The sequence below is a fragment of the Nocardia arthritidis genome, assembly GCF_011801145.1.
Classification (GTDB): domain Bacteria; phylum Actinomycetota; class Actinomycetes; order Mycobacteriales; family Mycobacteriaceae; genus Nocardia; species Nocardia arthritidis_A.
The window spans coordinates 7,623,938-7,641,291 of the sequence record NZ_CP046172.1 but is presented as its reverse complement, the minus strand read 5'-3'; the positions used below and the strand labels follow the sequence as shown (position 1 = coordinate 7,641,291).

Genomic DNA, 17,354 nt, shown 5'->3' with positions numbered 1-17,354 from the left:
ATCCCGCTCCGCGCGAGCGAAGCGGGATCCACATCGGCTAGCGCACCGCTTGGGCGGCGGCCACCATATTGCGCAGCGCCAACTCCACCTCGGCCGGGCCGCGGGTCTTCAGGCCGCAGTCGGGATTCACCCAAAGTCGTTCGGCGGGAATGACTTTCAGTGCGGTCCGCAGTGAGGCGGTGATCTCCTCGACGCTGGGCACCCTCGGCGAGTGGATATCGTAGACACCGGGCCCGACGCCGAGGTCGAATCCGGCGGACCGGAGATCCTCGACTATCTCCATCCGCGACCGGGCCGCCTCGATGGAGGTGACGTCGGCGTCGAGTCCGGCGATCGCGTCGATGACCTCACCGAATTCCGAATAGCAGAGGTGCGTGTGGATTTGGGTGCTGTCGGCGACACCGGCGGTGGCCAACCGGAACGCCCCGACCGACCACTCCAGGTAGGCGGGTTGGTCGGCGGCACGCAGCGGCAGCGTCTCCCGCAGGGCGGGCTCGTCCACCTGGACGATGCGGATGCCCGCCGCCTCCAGATCCACCGTCTCGTCCCGAATGGCAAGGGCCACTTGACGTGCCGAATCGGCGAGCGGCTGATCGTCGCGCACGAACGACCACGCGAGAATGGTCACCGGGCCGGTGAGCATGCCCTTGACCGGCTTGTCGGTGAGCGACTGCGCGTAGGTGATCCAGTCGACGGTCATCGGATCGCGCCGCGCCACATCGCCGTACAGGATCGGCGGCCGAACGCACCTGGTGCCGTAGGACTGCACCCAGCCGTTCTCGGTGGCGGCGAATCCGTCGAGCTGTTCGGCGAAGTACTGCACCATGTCGTTGCGTTCCGGTTCGCCGTGCACGAGCACGTCGAGGCCCAATTTCTCCTGTAGCGCAACGACATCGGCGATCTCGGCGCGCATCCGGCGCTGGTATTCGGCCTGATCGATCTCGCCCTTGCGCAGCGCGGCCCGAGCCAGCCGGATGGCCGAGGTCTGCGGATACGATCCGATCGTCGTGGTCGGCAGCGCGGGCAATCGCAGTCGCTCGGACTGCAATTCGCGCCGCTGCTCGGCGGGGGCGCGCCGCGTGGCGTCCGGGCCGAGCGCGGCCAACCTGGCCCGCACCGCCGGATCGTGCAGGCGCGGGTCGGCCCGCCGCGCGGCCAAAGCCGCACGCGTCGCGACCAATTGATCCTCGATGGCATCGGCGCCCTGGTGCAGACCGGTCGCCAGCGTCCGGACCTCGGTCACCTTCTCCGCGCCGAACGACAGCCAGGAACGCAGCCCTTCGTCGAGTCCGGTCTCGGCGGCCAGCCCGTACGGCACGTGCAGCAGCGAGCACGAGGTCGAAACCGCGACGGCGCCCGTGGATCCCGCGAGGTCCCGCAGCGTTTCCAGCGCACGGTCCAGATCGGTGCGCCACACATTGCGCCCGTCGATCACACCGGCCACCAGCAGTTTGTCACGCAGCACCGACACTTCGGGAACCGTTGTGCCGGAGACGAAGTCGAGCGCGACGCCATCGATTCCGGTCTCGGCCAAGGCGGGCAGCGCCGCGCCCGGCCGCCCGAAGTAGGTGGCCACCAGGATGGCCGGGCGCTGCTCGACCGCGGCCAATTCGGTGTAAGTGAGCCGCACCAGGGCGATTTCGTCCTCGGTCAGGTCGGTGACCAGCACCGGCTCGTCGATCTGCACCCATTCGGCGCCCGCCGCGGCCAACTGAACGAGCAACTCCCGGTACAGGCGCACCAATTCCGGCAGCCGATCGAGCGTGCGTTCCCCGGCGGATTTGGCCAGCTTCAGGAAGGTGATCGGACCGATCACCACCGGCCGGGCGGCGACGCCGACTTCCCTCGCCTCGGCAAGTTGTGCGAGCAGCTGCTCCGGATTCAGCGAAAACGTTGTGCCCGAATCGATTTCGGGAACGAGATAGTGGTAGTTGGTATCGAACCACTTGGTCATCTCCAGCGGTTCGATGGTGTCGGTGCCGCGCGCGGCGGCGAAATACCGGTCGAGTGGATCGGCGATCGAGGCCACCCGCGCGGGCAGCGCACCGAGCAGCACGGCGGTGTCGAGCATCTGGTCGTAGTAGGAGAAGGTGCCGACCGGCACCGAATCGAGCCCGGCGGAACGCAATTCGGACAACTGGGCGCGCCGCAGCTCACGGGCGACGGCGTGCAGTTGTTCTGCGTCGATGCGACCTGCCCAGTAGGACTCGGTGGCGCGCTTGAGTTCCCGTCGCGGCCCCACCCGCGGGAGACCGAGAACCGTTGCGGTGAACGGCGTATGTGAAACAGTCACGTTGTGCTCCATTGTGTTGGACCTGAACCAACGCCCAATCGGCAAGCGGGACCAGCGATCTGCCGAACAGGAGCCCTGAACCGGGAACACATCCGGCGAAACGCTGCGGACCCGCGCGCCCTCTCCACGAGGCGGTGGCCACCGGATACGGCGTACCCGGTACAACCGGCAGGTCTTCGGACTCGCGGGCACCGGCCGAATCGGCCGATCCGGCAGACCGCCGGAAGGTCCTACTGGCCGTCGCTTCCCAGGCCGATGAGCCCAGTGCGTGATGACGGCGGTCGTTCCCGCTCACCGCTGCGGGGACAGTCCCGGATTCCCACCGGGTTCCCTCTTGCCCGTACGCCCAAGGGAGCGTTCGGGTTTCGACACCGGTACGCGACGTAGGGGCTCCATCTCGCCTGCGCCCGGTGAACCAGCTGCGTCATCCAGCATATGTCCAACTACATAGTTGTCATCAAATCGGGTCGGACCTTCCTTAAGTTGGTCATGAATCACACGCTTATTCGCCTAGCATGGGCGCGTGTTGAAATCTGTGGTTGGCCGCGCACTCGCACCACTTGCGGCCGGGGTGGGGTCTGTTCAATTGGTGCGAGCCGATCGCCCCACCGTGGTGCTCACCTACGATGACGGGCCCGAGCCCGGCAGCACCGAGCCGGTGCTGGCCGCGCTGGCCGACGCCGGTGTGACGGCGACCTTCTTCGTCCTGGTCCGGCGTGCCATGGAGCAGCGCGCGCTGTTGAACGATGTGCTGGCGGCGGGCCACGAGATCGGCCTACACGGCTACGACCACATCCGGCTGACCACCCTGCCCGCCACCCAGGTGTACCGGCGGACCAGGGATGCCCGGCGGCAGCTGGAGGATTTGTGTGGCAGACCGGTCCGCTGGTTCCGGCCGCCGTACGGCGCGCAGGTCGCGAGCACGTGGACCGCGATTCGCGCCGCGGGCCTGACCCCGGTGGTGTGGAGCCGGTTCGCGGGCGACTGGGTCGACGAGGATGTCCAGAAGCTGGCCGGGCAGGCGCTGGAGGGCATCGGCGACGGCGATGTGCTGCTGCTGCACGACGGGTTCGCCAATGCCGCGGACGGCGCGGACGACGGTCCGGCGCCCACCTTCGATCGGGGTGCGCTCTCGCGCCTGGTATTGGACGGTCTGGCCGAGCGCGGTCTGGCCGCCGCCTCGTTGGGCGATGCGCTCGCGCACGGCAGTTCGGTTCGTAACATCTGGCTGGTTCGCTGAGATAGTTTCAGCGCCAGCAGCTTTCACATCTTCTCCGTTGCCCGCCGTGCGCTCCGGCGATGCGTTCGGCGGCCCGGTAATGGTGGATGATGTGAGAATCGTCACCAACGTTTGGATTCCCGTATGCTGACCTATGCATTAAATTCTGCTGAGTCTGTGGGGGAGTGCCTTCCCGCTTGTAGCTTGGATGTGGGGTAACCGTGGTCGCACGATCGGTTTCGATCGTCATTCCCGTTTTCATTTCGGATGCCGAGGGTCTGGGTTTCCTCGATGTTCAACTCGGTGCAATAGCCGAGCAAGACTACGTTGGCCCGCTCGAGGTAGTCGTGGCGGACAATGGATCGCCGACTTTTGTGCGTCGACACATACTCGAGCATCCGCTACGGGAAAAACTCGACCTGAAATGGGTCGACGCGTCGGCGCACAAGGGCGCCGCCTTTGCTCGAAATATTGGTGCAGACCACGCCGAGGGCGAGATACTTCTTTTCTGCGATCACGACGACAAGGCGTATCCGAATTGGGCGAGGCGGCTCGTCGAATTCCTGGAAGAGGGCTACGACCTGGTCTGCTCGGCCGTAGAGGGCAAATCGCTCAATGCGGATAATCCGCGCGGCGTCGCCGATGTGCCCGCGCCGGACAAATTCCAACCGGCCGGTGTCTTCGCCCCGATCATCATTGCCGGAAGCACCGCATGCCGCGCCGAGGTCTATCGCAAACTGGGCGGCATGGATGTGACTTATCCGGCCAATGAGGATGTCGAATTCGGCTGGCGCGTGCACAATGCCGGATATCGCACCGGATTCCTGCCCGAGGCATTGCTGGCCTATCGCTATCGGCCCGGATTCAAACCGGGCTACCGGCAGGGACGCAGCCGGGGCATCGGGCTCGCCCGGTTGAACGCCGAATATCCGGGTAACGGTATGCCGGAAATCAGGCTGCCGGAATTACTGGTGCGTATTTGCGGACTCGCGGTGGCCCGCGGGCTGGTGAGCGAGGAGCGCGGGCTGCTGCTCGGCATCGCGGTGGGTCAGTTGCGCGGCGGTGCGAGGTATCACACCCTGCGCTGGCTGTGACTCGGTTTGCCGGAATTCGGTAGCCGACAGATGTCCATCGGCGCGTCGTATGTGACGCGCCGATGAACACAACTTCGCAAGGCTGCCAAGCCATCTTGTGAAGAACCATGCGAAGCGCCATTCCCCATCTGTGCGTGTGTTGGGGGCAGGTACCTTAGGCCAATGTTCTCCAAAGTCTTGGTTGCCAATCGCGGTGAGATCGCCATCCGTGCCTTCCGTGCCGCCTACGAGCTCGGCATCGGGACCGTCGCCGTCTTTCCGTACGAGGACCGCAATTCGGTCCACCGGTTGAAGGCGGCCGAGTCCTACCAGATCGGTGAACAGGGGCACCCGGTTCGCGCCTACCTGTCGATCGACGCGATCATCGACGCGGCCAAGTCCGCGGGCGCCGACGCCATCTATCCGGGATACGGCTTCCTGTCCGAGAATCCGGACCTCGCCGCGGCGTGCGCCCGCGAGGGCATCACCTTCATCGGCCCATCGGCGGAGGTGCTGGAGCTGGCGGGTAACAAGGCCCGCGCGGTCGCGGCGGCGCGGGCGGCCGGACTGCCGGTGCTGCGGTCCAGCGCGCCGTCGGCGGATGTCGAAGAACTGCTCGCGGCGTCACGGGAGCTGGAGTACCCGATCTTCGTCAAGGCGGTGGCCGGTGGCGGCGGGCGCGGTATGCGCCGGGTCGCCGATCCTGCACAGCTGCGCGAATCGATCGAGGCCGCGTCCAGGGAGGCCGAATCGGCATTCGGCGACCCGACCGTCTTCCTCGAACAGGCCGTGGTGAACCCGCGTCACATCGAGGTGCAGATCCTCGCCGACCAGCACGGCAATGTGATGCACCTGTTCGAGCGCGACTGCTCGGTGCAGCGCAGGCATCAGAAGGTGCTCGAGCTCGCGCCCGCGCCGAACCTGGATCCGCAACTGCGGGAACGCATCTGCGCCGACGCGGTGGCCTTCGCCAGGCAGATCGGCTACAGCTGCGCGGGCACCGTCGAATTCCTGCTCGACGAGCGCGGCAACCACGTCTTCATCGAGATGAACCCGCGCATTCAGGTCGAACATACGGTGACCGAGGAGATCACCGATGTGGACCTGGTCCAGTCGCAGCTGCGCATCGCCGCCGGTGAGACGCTGGAAGACCTTGGCCTGACCCAGGATTCGATCGCCATCCGGGGCGCGGCGCTGCAATGCCGGATCACCACCGAGGATCCGGCCAACGGCTTCCGCCCCGACACCGGCCGCATCACCGCCTACCGCACGCCGGGCGGCGCGGGCATCCGGCTCGACGGCGGCGCCAACCTCGGCGCGGAGATCGGCGCCTACTTCGACTCGATGCTGGTCAAACTCACCTGCCGCGGCCGCGATTTCGGTCTCGCGATCGCGCGGGCCAAGCGGGCGCTCGCCGAATTCCGGATCCGCGGCGTCACCACCAATATCCCCTTCCTGCTCGCGGTGCTCGACGATCCCGACTTCCAGGCGGGCCGGGTGACCACCTCGTTCATCGACGAGCGTCCGCAGCTGCTCGCGCTGCGCGGTTCGGCCGACCGCGGCACCAAGATCCTCAACTACCTGGCCGACATCACCGTCAACAAACCGCACGGCCAACGCCCGACCACCCTCTACCCGCACGACAAACTGCCCGCCATCGACCTGGCCGCGCCGCCGCCGCACGGCTCGCGCCAGCGGCTGTTGCGTTTGGGCCCAGAGGGTTTCGCGCAGGCGCTGCGCGAGCAGAAGGCGGTCGGCGTCACCGACACCACATTCCGCGACGCGCACCAGTCGCTGCTGGCCACCCGGGTGCGCACCAACGGCTTGCTCGATGTCGCGGGCCACGTCGCGCGGCTGACGCCGGAGCTGCTGTCCATCGAATGCTGGGGCGGCGCGACTTACGATGTGGCGCTTCGATTCCTGTACGAGGACCCGTGGGAGCGGCTGGCCGCCCTGCGCGCGGCGATACCCAACATCTGTCTGCAGATGCTGCTGCGCGGGCGCAACACCGTCGGCTACACGCCGTACCCGGAGCGGGTGACCAGGGCGTTCGTCGCGGAGGCGACGGCGACCGGCATCGATATCTTCCGCATCTTCGACGCGCTCAACAACGTCGACCAGATGCGTCCGGCCATCGATGCGGTGCGCGAAACCGGAACGGCCATCGCGGAAGTCGCGATGAGCTACACCGGCGACCTGTCCAACCCGAACGAGTCCCTGTACACGCTCGACTACTACCTGAAGCTGGCCGAGCAGATGGTGGACGCGGGCGCACATGTGCTCGCCATCAAGGATATGGCCGGCCTGCTGCGCGCCCCCGCCGCGGCGAAACTCGTTACGGCCCTGCGCAGTAACTTCGATCTGCCGGTGCACGTGCACACCCACGACACCCCGGGCGGCCAGCTGGCCACCTACCTCGCGGCCTGGCAGGCGGGCGCCGACGCGGTGGACGGCGCGAGCGCGGCGATGGCCGGAACCACAAGCCAGCCAGCGCTTTCCGCGATCGTCGCGGCCGCGGCCAACAGCGAATACGACACCGGGCTGAACCTGCAGAGCGTCTGCGATCTGGAGCCGTACTGGGAGGCGCTGCGAAAGGTGTACGCGCCCTTCGAATCCGGGCTGCCCGCACCCACCGGCCGGGTGTACACCCACGAGATTCCGGGCGGTCAGTTGTCGAATCTGCGCCAGCAGGCCATCGCGCTCGGCCTCGGCGACCGGTTCGAGGAGGTCGAGGCGAAATACGCGGCGGCGGACCGGCTGCTGGGCCGGCTGGTGAAGGTGACACCGTCCTCGAAGGTGGTCGGCGATCTCGCGCTCGCGCTCGTCGGCACCGGCGTCGACGTCGCGGATTTCGCCGCCGACCCGGGCCGCTACGACATTCCGGATTCGGTGATCGGTTTCCTGCGCGGCGAACTCGGCACACCCGCGGGCGGCTGGCCGGAGCCGTTCCGCACGCACGCGCTGGCCGGACGCGGGCAGGCGAAGCCGGAAGTCCAACTCTCCCAAGAGGATGAGGAACAGCTGGCCGGGACGCCGGAGCAGCGCCGGGCGACGTTGAACCGCTTGCTCTTCCCCGGCCCGACGCACGAGTTCCTCGCCCACCGTGAGAAATACGGTGATACGACGGGTCTTTCGGCCAACCAGTTCTTCTACGGCCTGCGGCACGGTGAGGAGCACCGGGTGCAGCTGGAGAAGGGCGTCACGCTGCTGATCGGCCTCGAGGCTATCTCGGAACCGGACGAGCGCGGTATGCGCACGGTGATGTGCATCCTCAACGGCCAGCTGCGGCCCGTCGCGGTGCGCGACCGGTCCATCGCCAGTGAGGTTCCCGCGGCGGAGAAGGCCGATAAGAACAACCAGGGCCATATCGCGGCGCCGTTCGCCGGTGTGGTGACTCTCATTGTGTCCGAAGGCGATTCGATCGAGGCGGGCGCGATCATCGGCACCATCGAGGCGATGAAGATGGAGGCGGCCATCACCGCGCCCCGGGCCGGTGTGGTCGGCCGGATCGCGATCGGAACGGTGCAGCAGGTCGAGGGCGGGGATCTGCTCATCGAACTGCGCGTACACGAAGCCGCCGCGGAATGACGCGGATCGTCGCCGGAGCGGTCGGCGGGCGCAGGCTGCGGGTGCCGCCCGCGGGCACCCGCCCCACCTCCGACCGGGTGCGCGAGGCGCTGTTCAGCGCCATCGACGCGCGGCTGGACCTGCACGGCGTACGGGTGCTCGACCTGTACGCCGGATCGGGCGCGCTGGGATTGGAGGCGCTGTCCCGCGGCGCCGCGCACGCGCTGCTGATCGAATCCGACCGCAAGGCCGCCGCCGTCGTCCGCGGCAATATCGCCGACCTCGGGCTGCCCGGCGCGGAACTGCGCGTCGGCGCGGTCGGATCCGTGCTGGCGGCGGGCGGTGCGGGCGAATTCGATCTCGTCTTCTCCGACCCGCCATACGATCTGGACGACGCCGCGGTGCTCGCCGACCTGCGGTTGCTCGCCGCGCACGGCTGGCTCGCGCCCGAGGCGCTGGTGATCGTCGAACGTTCCAGTCGGTCACCGGAAATCGATTGGCCCGCAGGGTATTCCGCGGCCAAGCCGCGCAAATACGGCGAAACCCGGATCGAACTCGCGGAATACTCCCCCGCCTCCCCGCGACTTTAGGCCAGACTCGTGTGCCGCGAGATTTGCGCTGGCGACCGGCGGTAGGCCAGGTGGTCGGGTCAGCCTGTACCCGGCGAGTTACCCATGTTCTCACGAAATCGGTTGCCGCTTCTTATCTCTGTGTGGCTCGCTGCTACGGTCGGAAGCTATGGCAGCAGCGTTGTGCCCGGGCTCCTTCGACCCGGTGACCAATGGGCATATCGACGTCTTCACCAGGGCCGCGGCCCAGTTCGACGAGGTGGTGATCGTCGTCTCGATCAACAAGAACAAGCAGGGCATGTTCAGCATCGAGGAACGCATGGAGATGCTGCGCGAGGCCACCGCCCACCTGCCCAACGTGCGGGTGGCGTCGTGGTACGGACTGCTCGTCGACTTCGCGAAGGAGCAGGGCATCACCGCGATCGTCAAGGGTCTGCGCGATGCCACCGATTTCGGCTACGAACTGCAGATGGCGCAGATGAACAAGAAGCTCTCCGGCGTCGACACCTTCTTCATCGCGACCAACCCGGCCCTCAGCTTCCTGTCCAGCTCGCTGGTCAAGGAGGTGGCGACCTTCGGCGGCGATGTCACCGAAATGTTGCCCGCCGCCGTGCACAAGCGCCTGCTGGCCCGCATCGCGGAGCGCCGCGCCCAATAGCCGCTGTCGGCGAAGTCGTTCGCATACCTGCGCACGGCCGAAGCGAACGCCTGACCCGCACTTAGGGAGAGCGGTGCCGAGTGGTTCGAGTTGAGTACGAAGGGGCTCAGCTCGTTCCGGTTTGCATGGGGCGAACCAGAAGGGGAGTTGGTTCAAATGATGAGGAAGCCGCTGGTGGCCGGTGCCATCGCGGGCGCGGTGTTCGCCGGGGTCTGCGCGGTGGGCACCGCGTCGGCGACCGAGCAGATCGTCGGGCACTTCTCTGGCAGGGACGGCAGGACGCAGTGCAATCAGGCCGCGAAGGGATACCCGCCGGGTGTCGCCACTTGCAGCCTGCTGCACGGCGATGTCTACACCCTGAACGTGGACTGGGATAAGCAGGGCAAGCCCGGAAGCAGGCCGAGCACCGGATCCGCGGGCAGTTCATAGCGTGACCGAATCCGCCCCGGCGCCGAACCCATTGGTGCCGGGGCGAATTCATGTTCGCGCAGGCTCGATCAGCCGATCGGTGGCGCCAGGTACTCCAGCGCATAACCGTCGCCGGAGGGGGTCACGCGGGCGATGCCGGGTGAGTCGAGGTGGGCGCCTGCCACGAAGTGGTGTGGTCGGGTCAGTTGTTCGAGGAGGGCCGCACGCGCGGCGCGGGCCTGGGACTGGTTGCCGTCGAGCTCCCATGTCACGTTCGGCCGTTCGAATTGGAGCGTGGGAACGTGAACGGTGTCGCCCCAGACGAGTAGGTGGCCGGTGCCGCTCCCGATGTCGTAGACGGTGTGACCGGGTGTGTGGCCCGGTGTCGGGATCGCGGTGGTCCAGTCGTTGATCGCGACCCGCTCCGATACGGGTACCACCCGATCGCGGATCGGCTTCAGCCGCCCGGTGAACACCGAGGTGTCGCCCGCGCCGATCCACACGCGCTCGACCTTGGGAAAGGCCTCCGAACCGTCCGGCGCGATCAGGCCGCTCACGTGGTCTTCGTGATTGTGGGTGATGGCCACATCGGTGATGTCCGCGCGATCGATTCCCGCTTCGTCTAGCGCGTCGTAGATCAAACCCATGGTGGGGTCGTGCCAGGCGTTGGACGCGCCGGTATCGAGGAGAACCGACCGCGTGCCGTCGGTGACGAAGAAGGCGTTGACCGACAGCCGCAGGTTGTCGCCGACCAGCGGCACGGCGGTCGGCAGCACCGGGAGCGTGCGCCCTTCCTCGTCGCGGAGCCGGGTCGGCGGCATATCGATGTACCCGTCTCGCAGCGAGATCACCCGCAGATCGCCGAATTCGAACGTGGCGTGATGCTGGCCGCTCGAGATGAAACGCATGGAACCCTCCGTAGTGCCGGGCGGATATCGGCCGTCTTCGATAGAAGACGATATCTTCTTTAGAAGAAAGATACTCTGGGCGGCGAGTTACCCATCGATCGAGGAGCACGGTGGTCGAGCAAGACGCGGCAGAACCACAGCACGGTGACGACCTGGCCGGGGCGTTCGGCGGAAATGTGCGGCGACGCCGCGAGGAGGCGGGTCTGACGCTGGAACAGCTGTCGATTCAGTCGTCGGTCAGCCGGGCGATGCTGTCCAAGGTCGAACGCGGTGAGAAGAGCCCGACGATCGGTGTCGCGTCCAGGATCGCCCACGCCCTCGAGGCATCGCTCTCGGACCTGATCGGTGGGGCCGCCGCCGCATCCGGTGCGGCCGTCGTCATGCGCAAGAGCGAGCGCCCGATTTTCCGTGACCCGGAAACCGGCTTCGAACGGCATATTGTGTCAGCGGCCCCGGGCGCGGGAACGGGCGAGATGATCTTTCACCACCTCCCCGCGCAGGTCTCCACCGGGCTGCTGCCCGCGTATCCGCCGGGTACGGAGAAACAGCTCGTGGTGCTCGACGGCACCGTCACCGTCTTGATCGGCGGGATCAGCGAGACCCTGAGCGCGGGCGACTCCCTGTTCTTCCAGGCCGACGCGGACCACGGCTTCGCCAACCGGACGAACGCTCCGTGCGAATACCTCATGGTCATCTCGCGCAGAACCTGATCGGCGAGTTCCCTTGCGGTACTAGAAAACCAGGCCGCGCAGGGCCAGGAAGCGCATTCCGCCGACGCCCGCGGTGATGGCGAGCAGGGCGACGGCCTGCAAGGCGCCGCCGATGCCGGGGGCCCACAGGTCGAGTGCGGCCAGGGCCGCGGTGCTGATGCCGAGGCCGACCAGCGCGAGTCCGCCGCCCTCCCACTGCGCGGTGAACCAGCCGACGCGCTCCGCGGCGTGGAAGGTGAGCTGGCGGTGCAGTTCGTTGGCGATGATCGTGCTGACTACCGAACCGATGACGTTCGCGGTGAGCGACCCGATGCCGTGCATGGCGAAGAACAGCAGCACGTAGGCGATATTGCTGGTGCCGCCGACCAGGGCGAAGCGGATGAGCTGGGCGAAGGCGCGATCACCGCGGAGGTACCCCAGCGTCCGCTGGGTGAGATCGCGCACCGGAGTCCGGGCCGGAGCCGGGGCGGGCGATGCCGGGCCCGGTGTTTGAACCGGCGGGAAGGGGACGCCCCAGGGCAGCAACAAGCCCACGGTGGACAACACCGAGGGGCGGGGTGCTTGCAGTACTGCCATGGCTCTTCCGATACGTCGTCAAAATCGTGTTTCGATCTGCGTGATCAAATTTAACACCAAGTGGAGGAGAATCCTCCACTTGATTTGTGTGGTGTGCGAGACACTGGCGCGACACACCGGAAAGTGATTCGGCCGTTGCCGGTGATGCGGGGCACACTGGGCGACAATGGCGAGTTTGTTGCCGTGAATCTGCACCGAGAGCGGGGTAAGTGAGCATGTATCGCGTATTCGAGGCACTCGACGAACTGGTGGCCATCGTCGAAGAGGCGCGCGGCATTCCGCCGACGCGCAGCTGCATCGTCCCGCGCGGCGACGTGCTCGAGCTGCTCGACGACGTGCGCGACGCGCTGCCCGGCGAACTCGACGACGCCCAGGACGTGCTCGACCATCGCGACAAGATCGTCTCGGACGCCCGCAACGGCGCCGAGGCCACCGTCGCGGGCGCCAACAAACAGGCGCACGAGACCATCACCGCCGCCCGCGAGGAGGCCGACCGCATCCTGGCCGACGCCAAGGCGCACGCCGATCGCATGGTCGCCGAGGCGAGCGCGCACGCCGATCACCTGGTCAATTCCGCGCAGGCCGAGGCCGACCGCGTCATCGCCGACGGCAATGCCGAATTCGAGGAGGTCACCGGCCGGGCGCGGGACGAATCCGAGCGGATGATCGAGGCGGGCAAGGCCTCCTATGAGCGCTCGGTCGCCGACGGCAAGGCCGAGCAGGCCCGCCTGGTCGCGCAGACCGAGGTGGTGCGGGCCGCGCACGCCGAATCGGCGCGGCTGATCGACGGCGCGCAGGCCGAGGCGGACCGGTTGCGCGAGGAGTGTGACGAGTACGTCGACGGCAAGCTGGCCGATTTCGAGGAGCTGCTCAACGGCACCCTGCGGACCGTCGGGCGCGGGCGGCATCAGCTGCGGTCCGGTACGAGCGTGCCGGATTATGCCGCGGAGTACCGCCGCTGAACCCGGTTTGAGCCCCGCCTGCCCACTTCGGTATTGTTGGGTGGTTGCCCATTCTCTTGAAAACAAGAGCCTTTGAAACGTGAGTGAGTTCGTCATGTCCGCCGGATCCGGTCCCGCCTCGCGTCCCCGTGCGGCGTCGCGCCGCCTGCCGGACGCGGGCTTCGTGCTGGACGTTCGCAGCCTCGGCCGCAGGCCCGGCACCATGCGGGAACTGCGTCGCGAGATCACCACCGACGAGCGGATCGGGCTGGATCTGATCGCGATCCCGGCGGGCGCGCCGGTCGCCCTCGACCTGACGCTGCAGGCGGTTTCGGAGGGTGTGCTGGTCACCGGCACGGTATCCGCGCCGACCGAGGGCGAATGCTCGCGCTGCCTCGAACCGTTCACCGATTCGGTGGAACTGCGGCTCACCGAGCTGTTCGCCTACCCGGACAGCGCCACCGAGCAGACCACCGAAGAGGCCGAGATCTACCGCCTGGTCGACGACACCATCGACCTGGAACCGGTGATCATCGACGCGATCGGGCTGGAACTCCCGCTGCAGCCGCTGTGCGAACCCGACTGTGCCGGACTGTGTCCGGAATGCGGTGTCCGGATGGCGATTGCGGGTTCCGGCCATGGGCATGAGATACTTGACCCTCGCTGGGCCGGGTTGGCGAAGTTCGCCGCCGGATCGCCCGGCGCCGACGACCCGAACGCGGGCGCCGGTGCGGGTCGACAGCAAGCAGACCAATCAGCCGAACTGGCAAGCAATAGGACAGAGGAGAATTAGTCGTGGCCGTTCCCAAGCGCCGGATGTCCCGTTCCAACACCCGGTCGCGGCGCAGCCAGTGGAAGGCCACCGCGCCGACCCTGATCACCTGCCCGAACCGCGCGTGCGGGCAGCAGACGCTGCCGCACATCGCCTGCCCGTCCTGCGGCACCTACAAGGGCCGCCAGGTCACCCCCGCCGTCTGACCGCTCGACCTGTCATACACGACGTGACCGCCGGCAACGAACCCGACTCGACTGGTGACCACGCGAGCCTGCTCGCAGCCTTGGGCGTGGATGTGCACCCGGATCTACTCCGGCTAGCGCTGACCCATCGGTCGTATGCCTACGAGAACGGTGGCCTGCCGACCAACGAGCGCCTGGAATTCCTCGGCGACTCCGTCCTCGGCCTGAGCATCACCGAGCGCCTGTACCACGAGCACCCGGACAAATCCGAGGGCGAGTTGGCCAAACTACGCGCGAGCGTGGTGAATATGCATGCGCTCGCCGAGGTGGCGCGCGGGCTGGGCGAGGGCGGTCTCGGCGTACACCTGCTGCTCGGCAAGGGTGAGGAACTCACCGGCGGCCGAGATAAGCCGAGCATCCTCGCCGACGGTATGGAATCCTTGCTCGGCGCGGTGCATCTGGAGCATGGCATCGAGGTCGCGCGCGGCGTGGTGCTGCGCCTGTTCGCCGAACTGCTCGAGCGCGGGCCCCGCATGGGCGCCGGACTCGACTGGAAGACCAGCCTGCAGGAGCTCACCGCCGAGCGCGGTATCGGCGTGCCCAGCTACGAGATCACCTCGACCGGCCCGGACCACGACAAGGAGTTCACCGCGACGACGGTGATCGGTGGCCGGGCCTACGGCAAGGGCGTCGGCCGCTCCAAGAAGGAAGCCGAGCAGAAGGCGGCGGGCGCCGCATATCAGGCGCTCACCTCCGAAGGCTGAAAAGAGACCGGTGCCAGAGCTTCCCGAGGTCGAGGTCGTCCGGCGTGGGCTGGCCGAACATGTGGTCGGTCGCGTCATCGAATCGGTCACCATCACCCATCCGCGGTCGGTGCGGCGGCATCTCGAAGGTGCCGCCGATCTGGCCGCGCGCCTGACCGGCCTGCGCGTCGAGGCCGCGCAGCGGCGCGGCAAATATCTCTGGCTCACCTTCGACGAGCCCGATACCGCGCTGGTCGTCCATCTCGGGATGAGCGGGCAGATGCTGGTGCAGCCCGCGGACGCGCCGGTCGAGAAGCACGCCCACATCCGGGCCCGGCTCGGTGACGGCTCCGAACTGCGCTTCGTCGATCAACGCACCTTCGGCGGCTGGGCGCTGGCCCCGCTGGTCGAGGTGGACGGCACATCGGTGCCCGAACCCGTCGCCCATATCGCGCGCGATCCGCTCGACCCCCTCTTCGACGCCGATATCGCGGTGAAGGCGCTGCGCGCCAAACAGACCGAGATCAAGCGGGTGCTGCTGGACCAGTCCGTGATCTCCGGTGTCGGCAATATCTACGCCGACGAATCCCTCTGGCGCGCCAAGCTGCACGGCGGCCGGCTCGCCTCGGGACTCACCCGGCCCGCCGTCCACGCATTGCTCACCGAGGTCGGCACCGTGATGGGTGATGCGCTGCTCGCCGGCGGCACCTCGTTCGACGCGCTCTATGTCAACGTCAACGGTGAGTCCGGCTACTTCGAGCGTTCGCTGGCCGTTTACGGGCGGGCCGACGAGCCGTGCCGCCGCTGTGGCGCGCCGATTCTGCGCGAAAAATTCATGAATCGTTCTTCCTACTCCTGCCCTCGCTGCCAGCCGAAGCCTCGCCTGCGCTGAGGCGCGCAAGCTACCGTTTCTTCTATGCGGACCGGGACATGACGGCCGTAGAGGAAGGACATATGCGCAAGCTCACGTACTACGTCGCATCGACCATCGATGGATTCATCGCCACCGAGGACGGGTCGGTCGATTTCTTTCCGGTCGGCGGGGATCACGGCCCCGCGATCAACGCGCTGTACCCGGAGACAGTGCCGACGAAGGTGCGCGAGGCGCTCGGGATCGATAAGCCGAACGCGAATTTCGACACGGTGCTGATGGGCCGCAAGACACACGATTTCGGTGTGCGGACCGGAACATCCAGTCCGTACGCGCATCTGAAGCAGTACGTGGTGTCCACCACGTTGCCGGAGTGCCCGGACGCCGCCGTCGAACTCATCGACGGCGATCCGCTGGGCAAGGTGCGAGAGCTCAAGCGCGCCAAGGGTTTGGGGATCTGGCTGTGCGGCGGCGGCGAGTTGGCGCAGGCGCTGCTGCCGGAAATCGACCAGATCTACCTGAAGCTGTATCCGATCGTGCTCGGCCGGGGCCGGTCGCTGTTCGGATCGGGACCGCGGCTGCCGGAGGCGGCCAGGTTCCGGGTGATCACCAGTCGGGTATTCGAGGACGGGGTGGCCTTCCTGAAGTACAGCAGGATCCGATAAGCCAAGTGGGCGAACAGGATTCGACCGCAACACCGGATCCGGCCGCGGCGCCGGGTCCGGTACAGGCGCTGCGCGAGATCGGGTTCTGGCTGGAACGCTCACGCGCGCAGACACATCGGGTGAAGGCCTACCGGCGGGCCGCCGATATCGTCGCCGGATTGTCCGACGACGATCTCGCGGCCCACCGGAATTCCGGTAACTGGCAGGATATTTCCGGGATCGGGCCGAAGACGGCCGCGGTAATTGCACAGGCCTGCTCAGGTGCGGTGCCGGACTATCTGGTGGAGCTGCGCCGCGCCGCACAGCCGATCGGCGTGCCGGGCAGGCCGATTCGCACCCTGCTGCGCGGCGACCTGCACACCCACTCGGACTGGTCGGATGGCGGCAGCCCGATCGCCGAAATGATGGGCGTCGCGGCCGCACTCGGGCACGAGTACTGCGCGCTGACCGACCATTCGCCGAGATTGAAGGTGGCGAACGGGCTTTCGGCGGACCGGCTGCGCCGCCAGCTCGACGTGGTCGCCGAGCTGAACGAGCGGCTGGCCCCGTTCCGGATCCTGACCGGGATCGAGGTGGACATCCTCGACGACGGGGCACTCGACCAGCGCGCCGACCTGCTCGCCGAACTCGATATCGTCGTCGCCAGCGTGCATTCCAACCTGCGCGCCGACAGCGAAACCATGACGCGGCGAATGGTTTACGCGGTGGCGAATCCCAATGTCGACGTGCTCGGCCACTGCACCGGCCGATTGATCACGGGGGAGCGGGGCACCCGCCCGGAATCGGTTTTCGACGCCGAGATGGTGTTCGAGGCGTGCAGGCAGTACGGCACCGCTGTGGAGATCAACAGCCGCCCGGAGCGGCTGGATCCGCCGTCTCGGCTGTTGAAACTGGCGGTGGAGATGGGCTGCGAATTCGCGATCGACACCGATGCGCACGCGCCGGGGCAGCTGGACTGGCAGGGCTATGGCTGCGAGCGGGCAATCGCGAACGGCGTTGCGCCGGAACGGATCATCAATACCAAGCCGCTGGACGAACTGCTTGCCTGGACGCGGCGCACACAGTGAAACACGCGCGACACGCCTGAGCTGGCGTGTCCGGCACCCGCTGGGTTAACCTCCTGCCCGATATATCGACCGTGAAAATGGTTGGCACAGCGCATAGTTGGGGAGTGGTATCGCCCGTGAGCGAGCTTG

General features: G+C 67.2%; 17 protein-coding genes and 1 riboswitch. Of the genes, 14 read left to right on the top strand and 3 right to left on the bottom strand.

What is annotated here, in order from left to right; all coding sequences use genetic code 11:
• Window positions 1-37: 37 nt before the first annotated feature.
• A complete protein-coding gene (metE, locus tag F5544_RS34390; RefSeq protein WP_167477028.1) occupies window positions 38-2,305 on the bottom strand; it encodes a 5-methyltetrahydropteroyltriglutamate--homocysteine S-methyltransferase in 2,268 nt (755 codons plus the stop codon).
• A gap of 138 nt (window positions 2,306-2,443) precedes the next feature.
• A riboswitch (cobalamin riboswitch) is annotated at window positions 2,444-2,682 on the bottom strand.
• Window positions 2,683-2,816: 134 nt separating this feature from the next.
• Here metE and F5544_RS34385 point away from each other — a divergent pair.
• The 6 genes from F5544_RS34385 (at window position 2,817) to F5544_RS34360 (ending at window position 9,808) form a co-directional block, all read left to right on the top strand.
• Window positions 2,817-3,533, top strand: coding sequence for a polysaccharide deacetylase family protein (locus F5544_RS34385; RefSeq protein WP_203217415.1), 717 nt, complete (start codon window positions 2,817-2,819; stop codon window positions 3,531-3,533).
• Between the two features lie 200 nt (window positions 3,534-3,733).
• Window positions 3,734-4,606 (top strand): glycosyltransferase family 2 protein, encoded by an 873-nt coding sequence (locus tag F5544_RS34380; protein WP_167477027.1) that lies wholly within the window; start codon window positions 3,734-3,736, stop codon window positions 4,604-4,606.
• A gap of 162 nt (window positions 4,607-4,768) precedes the next feature.
• Entirely contained in the window at window positions 4,769-8,173 is a 3,405-nt protein-coding gene (locus tag F5544_RS34375) for a pyruvate carboxylase (RefSeq protein WP_167477026.1), read from the top strand.
• Window positions 8,170-8,742, top strand: a complete 573-nt coding sequence (gene rsmD / locus F5544_RS34370; protein WP_167477025.1) for a 16S rRNA (guanine(966)-N(2))-methyltransferase RsmD — start codon at window positions 8,170-8,172, stop codon at window positions 8,740-8,742. Before F5544_RS34375 ends, rsmD begins: the two co-directional genes overlap by 4 nt.
• 148 nt (window positions 8,743-8,890) lie before the next feature.
• On the top strand, window positions 8,891-9,379 hold the full coding sequence (gene coaD / locus F5544_RS34365) for a pantetheine-phosphate adenylyltransferase (RefSeq protein ID WP_167477024.1): 489 nt from the start codon (window positions 8,891-8,893) through the stop codon (window positions 9,377-9,379).
• A 156-nt stretch (window positions 9,380-9,535) separates the two neighbouring features.
• Window positions 9,536-9,808 carry a hypothetical protein gene (locus F5544_RS34360; RefSeq protein ID WP_167477023.1) on the top strand — a complete coding sequence of 91 codons (273 nt, stop codon included), beginning with the start codon at window positions 9,536-9,538 and terminating at the stop codon, window positions 9,806-9,808.
• A 68-nt stretch (window positions 9,809-9,876) separates the two neighbouring features.
• Here the strand turns inward: F5544_RS34360 and F5544_RS34355 are convergent, their stop codons facing one another.
• Window positions 9,877-10,695, bottom strand: a complete 819-nt coding sequence (locus F5544_RS34355) for an MBL fold metallo-hydrolase (protein ID WP_167477022.1) — start codon at window positions 10,693-10,695, stop codon at window positions 9,877-9,879.
• A gap of 110 nt (window positions 10,696-10,805) precedes the next feature.
• Here F5544_RS34355 and F5544_RS34350 point away from each other — a divergent pair, with 110 nt between their 5' ends.
• Entirely contained in the window at window positions 10,806-11,405 is a 600-nt protein-coding gene (locus tag F5544_RS34350; protein ID WP_167477021.1) for a helix-turn-helix domain-containing protein, read from the top strand.
• Between the two features lie 21 nt (window positions 11,406-11,426).
• On the opposite strand, the gene F5544_RS34345 is transcribed toward F5544_RS34350, so the two are convergent.
• Window positions 11,427-11,981 (bottom strand): GtrA family protein, encoded by a 555-nt coding sequence (locus F5544_RS34345; RefSeq protein ID WP_167477020.1) that lies wholly within the window; start codon window positions 11,979-11,981, stop codon window positions 11,427-11,429.
• A 215-nt stretch (window positions 11,982-12,196) separates the two neighbouring features.
• Here F5544_RS34345 and F5544_RS34340 point away from each other — a divergent pair, with 215 nt between their 5' ends.
• The 7 genes from F5544_RS34340 to F5544_RS34310 all read left to right on the top strand — a co-directional run bounded on the left by F5544_RS34340 (window position 12,197) and on the right by F5544_RS34310 (window position 17,225).
• Entirely contained in the window at window positions 12,197-12,943 is a 747-nt protein-coding gene (locus F5544_RS34340) for a DivIVA domain-containing protein (RefSeq protein WP_167477019.1), read from the top strand.
• Window positions 12,944-13,037: 94 nt separating this feature from the next.
• Window positions 13,038-13,715 (top strand): YceD family protein, encoded by a 678-nt coding sequence (locus tag F5544_RS34335; protein WP_174867644.1) that lies wholly within the window; start codon window positions 13,038-13,040, stop codon window positions 13,713-13,715.
• A 2-nt stretch (window positions 13,716-13,717) separates the two neighbouring features.
• A complete protein-coding gene (gene rpmF, locus F5544_RS34330; RefSeq protein WP_167477018.1) occupies window positions 13,718-13,900 on the top strand; it encodes a 50S ribosomal protein L32 in 183 nt (60 codons plus the stop codon).
• A gap of 14 nt (window positions 13,901-13,914) precedes the next feature.
• The gene (rnc, locus tag F5544_RS34325; protein ID WP_428847193.1) at window positions 13,915-14,643 is read left to right on the top strand and encodes a ribonuclease III; all 729 of its coding nucleotides are present in this window, start codon (window positions 13,915-13,917) and stop codon (window positions 14,641-14,643) included.
• A gap of 10 nt (window positions 14,644-14,653) precedes the next feature.
• The gene (gene mutM, locus F5544_RS34320; RefSeq protein ID WP_167477016.1) at window positions 14,654-15,514 is read left to right on the top strand and encodes a bifunctional DNA-formamidopyrimidine glycosylase/DNA-(apurinic or apyrimidinic site) lyase; all 861 of its coding nucleotides are present in this window, start codon (window positions 14,654-14,656) and stop codon (window positions 15,512-15,514) included.
• A gap of 62 nt (window positions 15,515-15,576) precedes the next feature.
• A complete protein-coding gene (locus F5544_RS34315) occupies window positions 15,577-16,158 on the top strand; it encodes a dihydrofolate reductase family protein (RefSeq protein ID WP_167477015.1) in 582 nt (193 codons plus the stop codon).
• Between the two features lie 5 nt (window positions 16,159-16,163).
• Window positions 16,164-17,225, top strand: a complete 1,062-nt coding sequence (locus F5544_RS34310; protein WP_167477014.1) for a PHP domain-containing protein — start codon at window positions 16,164-16,166, stop codon at window positions 17,223-17,225.
• The last annotated feature ends 129 nt before the right edge of the window (window positions 17,226-17,354 follow it).

What these genes read in the sequence shown, in the direction of transcription:
- rsmD (WP_167477025.1), top strand. Translation starts at nt 8,170, where the DNA reads ATGACGCGGATCGTCGCCGGAGCGGTCGGCGGGCGCAGGCTGCGGGTG.
- F5544_RS34360 (WP_167477023.1), top strand. Translation starts at nt 9,536, where the DNA reads ATGATGAGGAAGCCGCTGGTGGCCGGTGCCATCGCGGGCGCGGTGTTC.
- F5544_RS34355 (WP_167477022.1), bottom strand. Translation starts at nt 10,695, where the DNA reads ATGCGTTTCATCTCGAGCGGCCAGCATCACGCCACGTTCGAATTCGGC.
- F5544_RS34340 (WP_167477019.1), top strand. Translation starts at nt 12,197, where the DNA reads ATGTATCGCGTATTCGAGGCACTCGACGAACTGGTGGCCATCGTCGAA.
- metE (WP_167477028.1), bottom strand. Translation starts at nt 2,305, where the DNA reads ATGGAGCACAACGTGACTGTTTCACATACGCCGTTCACCGCAACGGTT.
- F5544_RS34335 (WP_174867644.1), top strand. Translation starts at nt 13,038, where the DNA reads ATGTCCGCCGGATCCGGTCCCGCCTCGCGTCCCCGTGCGGCGTCGCGC.
- F5544_RS34375 (WP_167477026.1), top strand. Translation starts at nt 4,769, where the DNA reads ATGTTCTCCAAAGTCTTGGTTGCCAATCGCGGTGAGATCGCCATCCGT.
- F5544_RS34345 (WP_167477020.1), bottom strand. Translation starts at nt 11,981, where the DNA reads ATGGCAGTACTGCAAGCACCCCGCCCCTCGGTGTTGTCCACCGTGGGC.
- coaD (WP_167477024.1), top strand. Translation starts at nt 8,891, where the DNA reads ATGGCAGCAGCGTTGTGCCCGGGCTCCTTCGACCCGGTGACCAATGGG.
- F5544_RS34315 (WP_167477015.1), top strand. Translation starts at nt 15,577, where the DNA reads ATGCGCAAGCTCACGTACTACGTCGCATCGACCATCGATGGATTCATC.